This is a genomic window from Dokdonia sp. Asnod1-B02 (genome assembly GCF_045063955.1).
In the GTDB taxonomy this organism is placed as follows: domain Bacteria; phylum Bacteroidota; class Bacteroidia; order Flavobacteriales; family Flavobacteriaceae; genus Dokdonia.
The window spans coordinates 507,779-523,931 of the sequence record NZ_JBEFNW010000002.1 but is presented as its reverse complement, the minus strand read 5'-3'; the positions used below and the strand labels follow the sequence as shown (position 1 = coordinate 523,931).

Annotated in this window: 13 protein-coding genes; 8 read left to right on the top strand and 5 right to left on the bottom strand. The window is 38.2% G+C overall.

All coding sequences use genetic code 11. The annotated features are described in order from the left end of the window. Nucleotides 1–37 precede the first annotated feature (37 nt). The 4 genes from ACJJVU_RS02380 (at nucleotide 38) to ACJJVU_RS02365 (ending at nucleotide 6,838) form a co-directional block, all read left to right on the top strand. Complete coding sequence (locus tag ACJJVU_RS02380) at nucleotides 38–637, top strand: hypothetical protein (RefSeq protein WP_405221885.1); 600 nt, start codon at nucleotides 38–40, stop codon at nucleotides 635–637. A gap of 1 nt (nucleotide 638) precedes the next feature. Next, on the top strand, nucleotides 639–1,142 hold the full coding sequence (locus ACJJVU_RS02375; RefSeq protein ID WP_405221882.1) for a nuclear transport factor 2 family protein: 504 nt from the start codon (nucleotides 639–641) through the stop codon (nucleotides 1,140–1,142). Between the two features lie 142 nt (nucleotides 1,143–1,284). Next, entirely contained in the window at nucleotides 1,285–4,680 is a 3,396-nt protein-coding gene (locus ACJJVU_RS02370) for a T9SS type A sorting domain-containing protein (RefSeq protein ID WP_405221879.1), read from the top strand. Between the two features lie 97 nt (nucleotides 4,681–4,777). Continuing rightward, nucleotides 4,778–6,838 carry a M13 family metallopeptidase gene (locus ACJJVU_RS02365; RefSeq protein ID WP_405221876.1) on the top strand — a complete coding sequence of 687 codons (2,061 nt, stop codon included), beginning with the start codon at nucleotides 4,778–4,780 and terminating at the stop codon, nucleotides 6,836–6,838. 75 nt (nucleotides 6,839–6,913) lie between these two features. Here ACJJVU_RS02365 and ACJJVU_RS02360 read toward each other — a convergent pair whose 3' ends face one another. Together ACJJVU_RS02360 and ACJJVU_RS02355 are read right to left on the bottom strand one after the other, a co-directional pair. Then, a complete protein-coding gene (locus tag ACJJVU_RS02360; protein WP_405221873.1) occupies nucleotides 6,914–7,717 on the bottom strand; it encodes an NAD(P)H-binding protein in 804 nt (267 codons plus the stop codon). Between the two features lie 91 nt (nucleotides 7,718–7,808). Further along, complete coding sequence (locus ACJJVU_RS02355) at nucleotides 7,809–10,178, bottom strand: M28 family peptidase (RefSeq protein WP_405221871.1); 2,370 nt, start codon at nucleotides 10,176–10,178, stop codon at nucleotides 7,809–7,811. Nucleotides 10,179–10,307: 129 nt separating this feature from the next. On the opposite strand from ACJJVU_RS02355, the gene ACJJVU_RS02350 reads away from it, so the two are divergent. Further along, nucleotides 10,308–10,772, top strand: a complete 465-nt coding sequence (locus ACJJVU_RS02350; protein ID WP_013750774.1) for a CBS domain-containing protein — start codon at nucleotides 10,308–10,310, stop codon at nucleotides 10,770–10,772. 4 nt (nucleotides 10,773–10,776) lie between these two features. On the opposite strand, the gene ACJJVU_RS02345 is transcribed toward ACJJVU_RS02350, so the two are convergent. From ACJJVU_RS02345 to ACJJVU_RS02335, 3 genes are read right to left on the bottom strand one after another with little or no spacing between them, the layout of a single operon-like run. Beyond that, nucleotides 10,777–11,304: a GNAT family N-acetyltransferase gene (locus ACJJVU_RS02345; RefSeq protein WP_405221869.1), complete on the bottom strand. Its 528-nt coding sequence runs from the start codon at nucleotides 11,302–11,304 to the stop codon at nucleotides 10,777–10,779. Nucleotides 11,305–11,337: 33 nt separating this feature from the next. Continuing rightward, on the bottom strand, nucleotides 11,338–11,685 hold the full coding sequence (locus ACJJVU_RS02340) for a hypothetical protein (RefSeq protein WP_405221866.1): 348 nt from the start codon (nucleotides 11,683–11,685) through the stop codon (nucleotides 11,338–11,340). 59 nt (nucleotides 11,686–11,744) lie between these two features. Then, a complete protein-coding gene (locus ACJJVU_RS02335) occupies nucleotides 11,745–12,815 on the bottom strand; it encodes an isoaspartyl peptidase/L-asparaginase family protein (protein WP_405221863.1) in 1,071 nt (356 codons plus the stop codon). A 216-nt stretch (nucleotides 12,816–13,031) separates the two neighbouring features. Here ACJJVU_RS02335 and ACJJVU_RS02330 point away from each other — a divergent pair, with 216 nt between their 5' ends. The 3 genes from ACJJVU_RS02330 (at nucleotide 13,032) to ACJJVU_RS02320 (ending at nucleotide 15,923) form a co-directional block, all read left to right on the top strand. After that, the gene (locus ACJJVU_RS02330; protein ID WP_298323589.1) at nucleotides 13,032–13,526 is read left to right on the top strand and encodes a CAP domain-containing protein; all 495 of its coding nucleotides are present in this window, start codon (nucleotides 13,032–13,034) and stop codon (nucleotides 13,524–13,526) included. Nucleotides 13,527–13,648: 122 nt separating this feature from the next. Further along, complete coding sequence (locus ACJJVU_RS02325; RefSeq protein ID WP_339846323.1) at nucleotides 13,649–14,185, top strand: 3-hydroxyanthranilate 3,4-dioxygenase; 537 nt, start codon at nucleotides 13,649–13,651, stop codon at nucleotides 14,183–14,185. A gap of 184 nt (nucleotides 14,186–14,369) precedes the next feature. Beyond that, on the top strand, nucleotides 14,370–15,923 hold the full coding sequence (locus ACJJVU_RS02320) for an aldehyde dehydrogenase family protein (RefSeq protein ID WP_405221859.1): 1,554 nt from the start codon (nucleotides 14,370–14,372) through the stop codon (nucleotides 15,921–15,923). Nucleotides 15,924–16,153: the final 230 nt, after the last annotated feature.

The window sequence follows — 16,153 nt, the reverse complement described above, 5'->3', positions numbered from 1 at the left end:
TTAACCTACTTTTGTTAAGCGCTCAGTATAAGATTTTATGAAACAGTTACTTCCTTTTTTAATTATTCTTTCATTTATTATCACCACTTCTTGTAGCCAAAAAGAAGCTTCTCCAAAACCAAAAGAGAACGTAATATTAGTGGGCAATGACACCGTACAGCTTCCCACCCCTAAAAATCTTAAAGCCGCCATACGTCTCACACCACAAGCACGAGAAGGAGTCAAAAACTGGTCATTTTACAAGGATCTTTCTGCCGCTGTTGATAGCTTACCATCTAACACTCTAGGTGAATTGCGCCTCAAAATAATAGATGTAGATGCCTTGTATATTAATTTAGAGCAAGCAGAAGAAGATCTAGCCCCAGTTACACCAGAGGCAGTACAGACTAAAGCAGTAAATGCGCGTCTAGTTGCTATAGAAACTAAGGCAAAAGTGCTCCAAAACAGCGCCCAACTCAACACTCCAGTAGCAGAGGATATTTCTAAAAAAATTGGCGAACTATATAATGCCTACCAAAATCTAAATTTGCAACTCAACGAACTTTTTGATACTAGCTTTAAAGACTTGCTAGAGGAGATAAAACAAGAAAATGAACAGGCTGCTGGCGAAAAGGCAGACGAGCAAACACCTAACTAACATGAAAATCTTATTTGTATTCTTTGCGCTAACTATTAGTACCGCATACGGTCAAGACACATCTATTATAAAAAAGGATATAGAAGTCTCTCTTAACTCTTGGCACAAAGCAGCTGCAGATGCTGATTTTGAGGCGTATTTTGGGCTAATGACCAGCGATGCTGTATTTATAGGTACAGATGCAACAGAAAACTGGCAGCTAGAAGAATTTAAATCATTCTCAAAACCTTATTTTGACAAAGGCAAAGCATGGAGCTTTACAGCTATTGAGCGTAATGTATATTTATCTACTAGTGATGATACCATCGCTTGGTTTGATGAACACCTTAGTACACAAATGGGTGTATGCAGAGGATCTGGAATTATGAAGAAAATAGATGAGCAATGGAAAGTACAACACTATGTCCTTTCTATCGCTGTACCTAATGAAAATGTCTCAGCACTCACTACTCTTAAAAAGGAATGGGATACTGGGTACATAAGAAACAAGCTCGATAAAAATTAAGCTGAACCCTGTCGTTCATTGTTAAAATCTCACCCTAAGAGCCTGTTTGTTGTGTTTTCCATAGCTTTTTAAGTATTTTACATCGATATAATTATGCAAAAATGACTATGCGTATTATATTTGATGCTTAATAAAATAAACTATGAAAAAACTACTACTCTTTACACTATGTTTGGTCACATTTATGACCAATGCTCAAATAGGATCGACTGCACCATGGATGGCGCCGTTTAATGATTCTAATCGAAGCACAGAACCTACTTTTCAAGAAATTGTTGACTCCTTTGATGCCTACTGGGAAGGAAAAGATGAAACAGTCAAAGGAAGCGGTTATAAGCCTTTTAAAAGATGGGAATCTCTGTATGCAAATTACCTGAATGAAGATGGCACTGTCATGTCACAAAAGCAACTTTGGGATGTTTGGCAAGAAATTAATAGTCAATCAAGGTCTACGCAAGCAGATGACAGCGACTGGAGAAACATAGGTCCACTTACACACACTAATACTGGCTCTTGGTCTGCTGGTCAGGGACGTGTTAATGCATTTGCAGTAGATCCTACAAATCCAAATACACTCTTCGTAGGAACACCTGCAGGAGGAATTTGGAAATCTACAGATGCTGGAGACTCTTGGACCCCACTTACAGATCAACTTCCTCAAATAGGGGTTTCTGGTATTGCTATCGATCCTACCGATACTAATATCATATATATCGCCACTGGTGATGATGATGCCGGAGACTCAACAAGTATAGGTGTTATGAAATCTACAGATGGCGGAGCTACATGGAGCACTACGGGTCTTAATGAGAGCAATAGTCCAACGACTATGAATGAAATATACTTAGATCCTGCAGATAGTAAAACATTATGGGTTGCTACAAGTACTGGTATTTTCAAAACAGTAGATAGTGGTGCAAACTGGGATAATGTAATCGGCGGTGAGTTTGATGATTTAAAGGTAAAACCTGGAAGTTCGGATGTACTGTATGCAGCAGATGCATCTAGAGTTTATAGAACAATTGATGGAGGAGATAATTGGACGAGTATTTCAACAGGTACTATTATTGGAGCAGCTAGATTAGTAATTGACGTAACTCCAGCAAATCCAGATGTTTTGTACGTTTTTAGATCAGATAATTCGTTTGGTTCTGGAACCATCTTCAAGTCATCAGATAGCGGAGATTCTTTTACTCAAACTTTTACGGGAGGACAAGATATTTTTGAAAGTACTCAGGCTTGGTTTGACTTTGCTTTTGCGGTATCAGATACTGATGAAAATGAGATTTATACAGGTATACTCAATGTTTGGAAATCTACAAATAGTGGAGCAAGCTTTACAAAATTAAATAATTGGAATGATCCTAATTCACCTTCATATACACACGCAGATATACACAATTTAAGGTTTGTCAATGGAACTCTTTATTGCGGAAGTGATGGAGGATTTTATAGTTCTGATGATGGAGGAGTAAACTTTACTAGTCATACAGATGGTCTAGCTATTGGCCAGTTTTATAGAATTGATGTAGCACCAGAAGATGCTTCTATTATCTCTGGGGGGCTTCAAGATAATGGTGGTTATGCTCGCAAAAATGGTATGTGGCAAAACTATTACGGAGCGGATGGAATGGAGAATGTTTATGATCCAAATGATCCATCGAAAGTATATGGGTTCATACAGTCCGGTGGCGGACCTTTCTTCTCAAATGATGGAGGTGCTTCACTTTCTGGCTCATTTACGTCTCCAGAGGACGGAAATTGGATAACACCTCTTGCTTTTGCTAAAGACAAACGTTTATATGCAGGTTATAGAAGTGTATATGAACTAGATTTTTGCTCTAATACTTGGGTTCAACGTTCAAGTACATTTAATACAGAAATTGACCTACTGCAAACTGATCCTAATGATGCTTCGATTATGTATGTTGCCATTAATGGCACCTTATATAGGAGTTTAAATAGTGGTGTCAATTTTACAATATTAAGAGCATTTCCAGACTTTATTTCTTCATTAGAAGTAAAACATGGTGATAGTAACATACTTTATATTGTTACCGGAGGAACGGCGGGTAAAGTATACGAAGGAACACTAACAGATGATGAAATCACGGTAAATGATATTACTGGTTCACTACCAGAAGTACCTAAATTAGTTATTAAACATCAAAGTAATCACTCTGAAAATCCATTGTTTTTAGGAACTGCGCTTGGCGTTTGGAAGTATGATGATACTACTACTGATTGGGTTAGATTTGATAATGGGTTACCTAATACAGCAGTACGTGACTTAGATGTAAATGAGTTTAATGGTGTGCTTACCGCAGGAACATACGGACGTGGCATTTGGCAAACAGATATTGAAACACAAGCTTTAACATCTGACGTGTCTGTTACATTTTTATCTCCTCTAAATAATCAAGTCATATCATGCGGAGAAAATCCTACTGACATTACATTTAGAAATAACGGTACTTCTCCTATAACTGAAGCGACTATTAACTACGAGGCTGGTGGCATTCAAAACACAATGCAATGGACAGGTAATCTAGATTCTCAAGAAGAAGTTACTCTAGAGCTTCCTATATTAGGTCTGCCTGTTGGAACCTATGAACTTATTGCTCAAATAAGTATTGATGGTGATCAAGTGGATGGTAACAATGAGAAAAGAACTTCTATAGCTATAAATGAAGTAGGTGAAATCTATGTAGTAAATGATTTTGAAACATCAGCGAGCGATTTACTTGTTCTTACGGACAATGCAAATGCGAATTGCGACACTTCTGGACAAACATGGCAGAGAGGAATTCCTAGTGGAACTTTATTAAATCAAGCTGCATCAGGTCAGAATGTTTATGCTACTAATCTAAGTGGTGACCATGGAAATAACATTAAAGAGTATCTTACTACTAAATGTTATGACATTTCATCCTTAGAAATACCAGAACTATCTTTCAAAATGGCTTTCGAATTAGAATTAGATTGGGATATTATGTATGTAGAATATACTCTTGATGACGGATCTTCTTGGAACATTCTAGGTACAGCAAATGATCCTAACTGGTATAATAGTGATACCCTTCCAGACACTAACTGTTTTAATTGCCCTGGAGCACAATGGACAGGAACTAGCGCATTATTTAATGATTATAGCTACGATCTTAGTGCATTTGCATCAGAAACTAGTATGATTTTTAGGTTTGTATTTCATTCTGACCAAGCAGAAATTAGAGAAGGTGTTGTAATAGATGACTTACGAATTGGGGCTGAACAGCTTTCTATTGACGATACCGTACTAGAAGGACTAAGTATCTACCCAAATCCATCTACCGCTATATTTAATATACAGTGGCCTGCGCAAGAATCATTATCTATAGAGGTGTTTGATATATTGGGGAAGTCTGTTGTTAAAAAGTTTAATATGCCTCAGGGATCAAGTAATTACCCACTTGACATGAGCACTTTTGCATCAGGTTTATATCTCATTAAACTAAACACTGACAAACAACAAATTACTCAAAAATTAATTTTAAAATAATTACAAAAGCCCTCTTCTCAGAGGGCTTTTTTGATTGTTTATGTAACATTTAAAATTTAATTTCGTCCTATTCAAAATAACCTAATAACGTTACTCTATGAAACTCTATAAATCGGCTGCAATCGTGGCTACTTGTGCTCTTACGCTTGTAAGCTGTAAGACAGAAGAAACTAAAGAGACAGCTCAAGTTGAAAAAATTCCTGGTATTGTACTAGAGAATATGGATACTACGGTTGCTCCTAATCAAGACTTTTACAATTATGTAAATGGATCTTGGATGAAAAACACTGAAATTCCAGATGACCGCACTAGCTGGGGAGGATTTTCTGTACTGCGTAAAGCTACAGATGCAGATGTTTTGGAAATACTTGCAGAGGCTGAAAAAAGCGGAAAATACACTGCCGGAACAGACCAAGCAAAAGCGCTGGCAATTTATAATACTAAGCTAGATACCGTAGCACGCAATAAAGCTGGGCTTACACCGCTACAACCTGCACTAGATGCAATTGCTGGTGTAACTAACTTAAATGAATTACAGACAGTACTAGCTACTAACCCTGCTGTATCATCACCTTTTTTAAGTATAGGAGCAGGAGCAGATCTTAATGATAGCTCTATGAACACTGTGTACTTAGGTGCAAATGGTCTTGGTCTACCAGATCGTGATTATTACCTATTAGAAGATGGTAAGTCTAAGGAAATTCGTGTAGAATATGTAAAACATATCTCACGCATGCTTCAAATGCTAGGAGATTCTGAAGCAGATGCAACTGCCGCTGCCGATAAAATCCTTGCAATGGAAACTGCACTAGCTACTCCAAGATTAGATAAAGTAGAGAGCCGTGACGCTCGTAACTTTAACAACCCACGTTCTATCGCACAGGCAGATGAGATGCTCACATCTATAGATCTTAAAAAGATGATTGCAGATCTTGGTATTAAGAAAGATTTTGACACGCTTCTTGTGACACAATTAAAATATACTGAGGCTCTAGATACATTCCTTAAAAAAACTTCTCTTGAAGATATCAAAACGCTAGTTCGTTGGGATACATTTAATAGTTCTGCAGGCAGATTGAGTACAGAAATAGAAACTGCAAATTGGGAGTTTTACAGTAAGTACTTAAGCGGTGCAAAAAAACAACGTCCAGCAGATGAGCGTGCACTAGCAACAGTAAATGGTTCTGTAGGAGAAGCGCTAGGACAGTTATATGTAGATGCTAAGTTCCCGCCAGAAGCAAAGGCAAAAGCAGAAACAATGATTGCAAACGTTATTGATGCTTACAAATCTCGTATCCAAAAATTAGACTGGATGGGTGAAGAAACTAAAGAAAAAGCTATCGAGAAGCTTGATAAATTTACTGTTAAGATTGCATATCCAGATAAGTGGGAAGATTACTCAACAATGGACGTAGCGGCAGATAAAACGTATTTTGAGAATATGACGGCTGTAGGTAAATGGGGCCAACTTAAAAATTATGATGATATAGGCGAGCCAGTAGATAAGTCTAAGTGGGGAATGTCTCCTCAAACGGTAAACGCTTACTTCAATCCACTTAACAATGAGATTGTATTTCCAGCAGCAATACTTCAACCTCCATTTTATAACTATACGGCAGATGAGGCTGTAAATTATGGAGGAATTGGAGCTGTAATTGGTCACGAGATCTCTCACGCTTTTGATGATAGCGGATCACGTTTTGACGCAGATGGAAACCTAAAAAACTGGTGGACTGCCGAAGATCTTGAGGCATTTACAACTCGTGGTAATGCACTTGCAGAGCAGTACAGCGCTGTAGAGGTACTTGATAGCGTTTACGTAAACGGAAAATTCACGCTAGGTGAAAACATAGGTGACTTAGGTGGTGTACTTGGAGCTTATGATGGATTACAGAAATACTATGCAGAGAATGGACGTCCAGAAAACATTGACGGGTTTACTCCTGAGCAACGTTTCTTCATGTCTTGGGCAACAGTATGGAGAACTAAGAGCCGTGATGAAGCATTAAGAACACAAGTAAAAACAGATCCACACTCTCCAGGAATGGTACGTGCGGTACAACCTTTATTAAATGTTGATGCTTTCTACGAAGCTTTTGATATTAAAGAAGGAGATGCAAATTACCTAGCTCCTGAGAAGAGAGTTCGCATCTGGTAATATAATATACTCGCTTTCGCGAAAACAAAAACCGCCTCAATCGAGGCGGTTTTTTTATGCTTATTGCTTTCGTTATTAAAGCTGTACTGTAAACTCGTAATTTAAAACACTGTCTACCGTGATACTATCTATCTGCTTAAAGGATAAGGAATCTTCTTCAGTGTATTCTGGTGGCTCGAGACCTAACTCAATAGCCTGTTTTGTGTAATACTCTTTTTTTGTAGGATGATTAGGGGACACCGCATTTATAATGTGACCAAAGGCATCTTGCTTGATTATCGCAGTCAAAATCCCAATGCAGTCATCGCGATGTATCATATTAACTGGAGCATCACCATTAGTGAGTCCCTTTCGTCCAGCAAGAAACCTCACAGGGTTTCTACTACCACCAAACAATCCTCCAAAACGAACAATCGTTGTCTCAAAAGCCGGCGTGTTAAAGAATATCTGTTCTACATCATATAACTGCTTAGCCGCATTTGTATCTGGTTGTGGTGCATCTTTCTCTGTCACCTTACCTTGAGCATCATCATAAACAGAAGTACTACTTATAAGAATCACTTTTTTAACCTCAGACCGTTCAATCACATGTAGAAAATGCGCCATTTTAAGAGCATAATTTGCACCTGTGTTCTTTCTCAAACCTGGCGGGATCATAATGAGTAGCACATCTGTATCTGCAAGCAAAGTTTCTACTAAGCCTGAGACACCACTTTCTGCTATTATTACGGGATATGCAGCGATATTACTTCTCGTAAGATCTTTTGCCTTCTCTGCATCTGTTACACTTCCTTTTACCGTGTACCCCATAAGCTGGAGCCTCGTGGCAAGTGCTTTACCAAGCCACCCTAAACCTGCAATTGTAATTTTTTTATTCATCTATTTTCTAGCAATAACTAGGGTTTTTCGTTTAAATCTTCAGCAGCAGCTATAATAATTAGCTACTTCTATACTCTTATCGAGAATTACATTACTCTTCTACACCAGTGTTGATGGTATCCTTTTTCGCTTTCGCGAAAGCGTACTCAGCAATATCAATCGTACGCTCTACTATGATAGCATCGTTAGGTACAAATGGTTTTGGCATCGTAGTATTAGGCCTCGCCGAAACTGTAAATTTTGGGTTTTCTAATAAATCGTACGAGAACTCCTTGAGCGTAAATTTAGGATTTACACCTTCTGGCACGGCAAATTTAAACTCCAGCTTGTCATTTTTCCCTCTGTAATAACTTAAAATACCTTTACTACCTCTTTTCTTATAAAGCGTCTCAGTACTATCTGCTTTTACAGCAACGCCGTTCCAAGAGATATGCTGTAAAGGAGTTTCTATAGCTGTGTACATACGCATTTGATGCACAGTACGATTAGGTGTGACTGTAAGTGTCATATACCTCAACCCATCTACCAGCGTGTCTTTATCTAGCTGCACCGTACTTTCTGGTAAATCGATTACAGCAGTTTCCTTTGCATAGGTATATGGAGTATTGTATTTACTACCTGCAGCATTACCTATGTACATAGCAGCTTGCTCTGGGTTTTCGCCTAGATATCCTTTGGTCCAGTCATCAAGTGACTTATTATATGTTGCCCAGTATGCTCGATTTGTATCTGTATTTTGATAATAAATAAGACTATTAGGTGCTTGACGATCTACGGCAGCATCTGAGTTCATGTGTGCAATCCCAAAACAAACGAGCGCTCCTAGCAAACTCAAATATGCTAAGAACTTCTTGTTTCTATATAAACCAAATACTGGCAATACTAATCCAAAAAGGAGTGTCAAAAAGATTACACTCGCATAGAGCATATCTGGTCCTAAACCTACAGGAAAGAACTGTACTAGAGGAGCTAATAAAAATATAGCTGGAGCACACAGTAATACAAGTAACAACACACTAGGCTTACGCTGCGCTATAAGCACATAAAAAGCAATTAATCCAAAATATACAGGAATAATAAAAAAGGCAGCGCCTTTTAAATAAACGGCAACAACTATATTGATAACGAGCCACATCATGAGTGGAGCTACCATATTACTTGCCGTGTTTTGTGCCACGGTGAGCCTATGATAAATACCCATGCATAAACTAAAACCTAGTAACGCAAAGGCAATAATATACCAGTGACCATTATAGATAAAAACAGGCAACATGTCTTCATAACTAGGATATACATACTTTAATAACTCCCATAATAGATAAAAAAGCCCTCCTCCTAAGATTAATGTAAGGAAGAAAGTGCTGAAACCTCTAGCAACATATTTTCTCCTCAATTGTTCCTTTTTAAATCCATAAACTAGCAATGCTATAAACAGAACAATTGCAATTGCTACCATAGGCCAGATCCATGAAAATGGATATGCAACAAAGTTGGCCACTGCAGCATCAAAGTACACATAATCTTCATCAGACTTTATGTTGGTAAGATCTGCAGCTGCAAAGTGCTTGAGTAATGGCATTAAATAATTTCCTTGGTGCTCTAGAGTCTTGCGATCCAAGTTTTCAAAAGTATCATTTACCGTATGATAGTCAAAATGGTCGTCTATAAATGCAAAGAAAAAACCGTCGATATCACCATCTTCTCTTAAGACCGTCGAGTCCGTATCATTAGGCAACATTTTGTAAATACTATACATTAATGAAGTCCCTACGGGATACTCCACTCCTGCTTCCATAAATCCATTAATGAGATTTTTATTACCGTGATTAGTCTCTACAATCATATTAGAAGGACCACCACTACCACGTGCTTCAAAGTTGAGGGCCAGTCCCACGTCTTTTGCCCATGGATGCTCATCTACAAAAAGCTGAGCGCCATCTAAGCCAATTTCTTCGGCGTCTGTGATGCAGATTATTATATCATTTACAGGAGTGACACCACTAGCAAGGTAAGCTCTTACACTTTCTAGTATGGTTACCACACCAGAACCTGCGTCACTTGCGCCATGAGATGCACTGTGTGGCGCACTATCATAATGTGACATAAGTAATAGTGCCTTACCATCACCACTTCCTTTTATGCGCGCTAGGATATTTTGAGGCTTTGTAAGATTACTGTATCCATTCCATTCCTCATTTACAAAACCTTCTTGTACTTGCGGCTCTAGACCAAGCTTGCGAAGTTCTTGTACAATATATTGTTGCACTTCTGTATGTGCCGCTGTACCTACAAAATGCGGTTTTGCTGAGATTACATTTAAATGTGATAATGCTCTTGCCGTAGAAAATTCTGTAAGCGGAGTTTCTTTATCACTTATAGTCTTAGGCATGAGTGAGTAAAAGCTCACAAATACTAAAAACAACACTAGAATAAATGAAATAATATGGGATAAACGTTTCATTGAGAAGGCAATCTATTGGTTTGGTGCTTGTAAAATACGAATTTATGAGCTTGAGTACGCTTTCGCGAAAGCGTAACCTCAGAGATTAAAATTAAATCACTAACTTTAAGAGAACAAAATCAGCAAGTTATGGCAATTAAAAGTTTTATGGGTAAGCGCGCAAAGGACACCAAAAGCAGCGCTACAGACATTAAGGTAAGTGATTACATGAGCCGAAAGCTCATTACTTTTTCTCCTGATCAATCGGTACTTGAAGTGATGAACAACTTAATTAAACACAAGATTTCTGGTGGTCCCGTGGTTAATGAAAATAACGAACTACTGGGTATTATCTCTGAAGGTGACTGTATGAAGCAAATTTCTGAAAGCCGCTACTACAATATGCCTATGGATAATATGAAGGTGTCTAATCACATGGTGACTAATGTGGATACGATAGATGGTAATATGAATGTTTTTGATGCAGCAAATAAATTTCTGGAGTCAAAACACAGACGTTTTCCTATTGTAGAAAACGGCAAGCTTGTAGGGCAGATAAGCCAAAAAGATGTTCTTAAAGCTGCTCTAGCCCTCAACGGTCAAACCTGGAAATAACGTATTACACTGTCTTTTCAAACCAAGCGAGTTCTACTTGCTGGGCTTCATATATAAAATTATTCTTGCGCTCGAGGCCTATCTTCTCTAGTACTCTGCAAGATGCTTTATTCCCTAACTCTGCCATGCCGCAGAGTTTTGTATTTGGAAAATGTTCAAAAAAGTAATCTCTTGCCGCGATTGAAGATTCGGTTGCATAACCTTTACCCCAATACTCAGGCATAAAACGATAGCCTATATCATAAAAGTTAGTGTGGCCATTCATCTCCTGCTCAAAGTTATATTTGAGTCCTATCCACCCTATCCAATTTCCTGTGCTTTTCTCTATCGCTGCCCAGCGACCTATACCGTAGGTTTCATATTGCATGCGTATATAATCTACGTAGGTTCTTGCCTTACCCATACACGTAATAGGATTTTTACCTAAATATTCATGTACCAACGCATCGCTATCTAATCGATACATGTCTCCTGTATCTTCTATTCGAACCTCGCGTAAGATTAGGTGTTCTGTTTCTATGTGGTAGGTCATAATTAATTTAAAAATTGAGAGTATGCTGTAATGTTATGCGCGCTTCACAAGCGCATAAAAATCACCGTCAAGCGGTAAGTAGCCTTGATCATACACAAAGTAATACACCGTACCTGCTTTTGTAGTATAAATACTAGTAAATAGATTAAAGTTAAACCCAGCTGCATTAAGCTTAGACTTGGTCGTTCTTGTTTTGTCTTCTGGATTGAGACGCTCTAAGATGCGATAATTCTTGCGCAACACATTATTAGTATTGCGCATAATATTTTTTGAGTCCTTATTTTGATTATTGTTGTGCGAATTACGGCATGAGTCGCTACAGAATTTTTTATCTGCGCGTCCTATGATTTTATCTCCACACTCGGGACAAGCTCTTTCCATATACTTGCTAGATACTTGAGCTCAAAGCTCAGTTGTCCATATTATGAGGTTAGTATTCTTTAATTATTCTTATAAATCTTAATGTCTAGGTCTCCGGTAGCATTCATATGAGCACGGTACATTCCCGCAGTGTTGAATTCCATCGCAACATTACCGTCTTTATCGATTGCTACAATTCCTCCATCTCCACCTAAAGCTGGAACTTTCTTTTGGATAACTTCGCTAGCCGCTTCTTGGAGCGTTACTCCTTTATATTCCATCATTGCCGAAATATCATGAGCTACCTGCGCACGTATAAAAAATTCTCCCCACCCTGTACTACTTACTGCACACGTAGCATTATTTGCATATGTACCAGAACCTATAATAGGAGCATCACCTATACGATTGTAACGTTTGTTAGTCATTCCTCCTGTTGAAGTTCCCGCAGCTAGGTTACCATATTTATCTAGCGCCGCACAACCTACGGTTCCAAATTTGCTATCCTTTATAAAAGGATCCATAAATGCCACCTTCTTATCATCATCATGATCGAGTTGTGTTTTTTCTTTATCTATTATTTTCTGTAATGACTGGAAGCGCCTTTCTGTATAGAAATAGGAAGGATTTACAATTTCTAGTCCTTGCTCTTTTGCAAATTGCTCTGCTCCTTTTGCACTTAGCATCACATGTTCAGACTTATCCATAACGGCTACTGCAAGATCAATAGGATTTTTTACTGTTGTTACTCCAGAGATGGCTCCCGCATTAAGCGTCTTACCATCCATCACACTTGCGTCAAGCTCATTTGTACCATCATGTGTAAAAACAGCACCTTTTCCTGCATTAAATAAAGGACTGTCTTCCATAATATTTATAGCTGCTGTTACGGCTTCCATACTAGTTCCACCATCGTCTAGAATTTTATGACCAGCCTTTGTAGCTTCTTCTAGTTTAAGACGATATGCTTTTTCTAGTGAATCTGTCATATTTTTTTTAAGAATAGTACCAGCTCCTCCATGTATAACAAGACCAAAATTTTGATCTGCAGGGATAGTATTTTCAAATTCCTTAGAAGCTTCTTCTTTAACTGGCATGTCACAAGACATGATTAAAAAACACGAAATAATGCCAAAAACTAATTTTTTCATAGAGATTACGATTTTGTAAGTGTCTAAATATAAGGAGAAAGAATCTGTAAAACGAACCGCACTTTTTAAAAACATCGATGAAATACACAGTATATTCTTTGAAATTTCTTACAAATCAACTTTTTTTGTGTATTTCATCGATTAAATACACAAAATATACGTTTAAGTGCAAAATAGTTTTATATTGCAGTCATAATAAACTCATAACCCCAAATTATGAAATTGATTAGCCAAACTTTATACGCACTAGTTGCGTTGTGCCTCCTAAGCGCGTGCACCAGCGAAGAATCTACAGAGATAGATACTCTTGCAAATTTAGAAACTACTATTGAAGTAGAAAACAACATTGAGCTTGCCGAAGAGGTACTTGATGTACTTAATGACTATAGGGCATCTCTAGGTCTCAATGCACTGCAATGGCACACAGATTCAGAAAACCTTGCCGTAGGACACTCTAGTTATATGGTAGCTCAAAATGCTGCTAGTCATGATAACTTTTATGAGCGTGCTGCTATATTGCAAGAAAATGGGGCAGACATGGTGAGCGAGAATGTTGCTTATGGGTTTAGAGATGCAGAATCAGTTCTAGAAGGATGGCTTAACAGCCCTGCGCACAAGCAAGCAATAGAAGGAGATTACACACATACAGGTGTAGGCATCGTAATGACAGAAACAGGAATACCATATTATACACAATTATTTATACGATAAAAAGATACCCCCAAATCAGTTTTGATTATCAACCCCGTTTACAACAGTAGACGGGGTTGTTTTTTTACGCTTTCGCGAAAGCGTACTTCTATAAATTGTATTTTTATACAAAGAATAAGATTATGGCAATTCAACAACCGTTTAATTTAAATAAGTGGATTGAGGAAAACAGAGATCTCCTCAAGCCACCCGTAGGCAATAAGAACTTATACAAAGACGCAGGTGACTATATCGTAATGATTGTAGGTGGCCCAAATGCTCGTAAAGACTACCACTACAATGAGACCGAAGAACTATTTTTTCAAATAGAAGGTACTATTGAAGTGCACGTACAAGATGAAGGAGTAAAGCGCACTATGCACCTAGGTCCTGGTGATATGTATTTGCACCCCGCTGGTGTACCACACTCACCCGTTAGGCATGAAAACTCTATAGGTCTCGTGATAGAACGCAAGAGAGTAGACCTTGATGGTAAGGATGGTTTATTATGGTTCTGCGATAACTGTAATCATAAATTATACGAAGTTTTCTTCAAGCTTAATGATATTGAAAAAGACTTTTTAGGACACTTTAAAGATTTTTACGGAAGTTTAGAACATAGAACTTGCAATAACTGCGGAACCGTTATGGAAGTAGATGAGCGATTTACTACAGATTAGTAAAAAAACAGAATAATTTTTAGGGTGTGTTTAATAACACGCCCTTTTTTATGGAAGCCTTTGAATTATCCTTAGATTTGACTCAGGACAACACCTCTATTGCAGCAGGTGTATATTAAAGAAATTATTAACCATTGAGTAAGATCGCTATGTATGTTTTCTTCACTCAATAATTCAAAAAACTATGAGCACAGTAGCAAAAGATTTTGGAATGGACGAAGCGCTTAAAATACTTGGCATTTCAGATATAAATGAAGGAACCTCTACAGGTCAAAAAAGTTTTGGTAATGGTGACATTATCGAATCTTACTCTCCAGTAGATGGACAGTTAATAGGTAAAGTAAAAACTACCACAAAAGAAGATTACGGGAAAGTAATGACCTCTGCGACTGCAGCGTTTAAAGACTTTAGAACAATGCCAGCTCCAGCACGTGGAGAGATGGTACGTCAGTTTGGAAACAAGCTTCGTGAGGTTAAAGAACCATTAGGTAAACTCGTTTCTTATGAGATGGGTAAATCATATCAAGAAGGACTAGGTGAAGTACAAGAGATGATAGACATCTGTGACTTTGCAGTAGGTCTTTCTCGACAGTTACACGGTCTTACAATGCACTCGGAGCGTCCTGGACATAGAATGTATGAACAGTACCACCCGTTAGGTGTGGTTGGTATCATTTCGGCATTTAACTTTCCTGTGGCTGTTTGGGCTTGGAACACAGCACTTGCTTGGGTTTGTGGAGATGTATGTGTATGGAAACCATCAGAAAAAACACCGCTTTGTGGTGTTGCTTGTCAAAACATAATCGCCGAAGTTCTTAAAGCTAATGATATGCCAGAAGGTATCTCGTGCCTTATAAATGGAGATTACAAAGTAGGTGAAATGATGACTACAGATAAGCGTGTCCCTCTTATTTCTGCTACGGGTTCTACTCGTATGGGAAAAAAGGTATCTGCAACTGTAGGAGGACGTCTAGGAACTTCACTACTAGAACTTGGAGGAAACAATGCAATCATTGTAACTCCAGACGCAGATATTAAAATGACAGTAATTGGCGCTGTTTTTGGCGCTGTAGGAACTGCTGGACAACGCTGTACATCTACTAGACGTCTTATTATACATGAGAGTATGTATGACAAAGTAAAAGACGCCGTTGTAAAAGCATATGGCCAGTTGCGCATAGGTAACCCTCTTGATGAAAATAATCACGTAGGACCATTAATTGATACAGATGCAGTTGCTAATTACAACAGCGCACTAGAACGTGTAGTTACAGAAGGTGGAAACCTTATTGTAGAGGGTGGTGTTCTTAGTGGAGAAGGTTATGAGAGCGGTTGCTACGTAAAGCCAGCGATTGCAGAGGCTAGTAATGATTATGAGATTGTACAGCACGAGACTTTTGCTCCTGTATTATACTTATTAAAATACAAAGGAGATGTAATGGAAGCCTTAGAGCTTCAAAACGGAGTTGCACAAGGACTTTCGTCTGCTATTATGACTAACAATCTTCGCGAGGCAGAGCGTTTCTTAAGCGTTGCCGGTTCAGATTGTGGTATTGCAAATGTGAACATAGGTACTTCTGGTGCAGAGATAGGTGGAGCCTTTGGTGGTGAGAAAGACACTGGAGGAGGCCGCGAGTCCGGATCAGATGCTTGGAAAGTATATATGAGAAGACAGACTAACACTATTAATTACACAACCGAGCTACCGCTTGCTCAAGGAATTAAATTTGACTTATAAGAGACTATATCTTTTAAGTAACTACTTATTTTCAAAACCGTTTCCCATTAAAGGAAGCGGTTTTTTTATGCGCTTTCGCGAAAATTGAACACATCAAGCCCACTCTTCTCACAATAAGCAAAACAGTATATAACCTACGTTTTGCGCTTGAACTTGATAATTATTACTCGATTAATCTCTTAAAATTATCGGGGAAATACATAATCTGCTGAATATCAAACCTAAAAAGT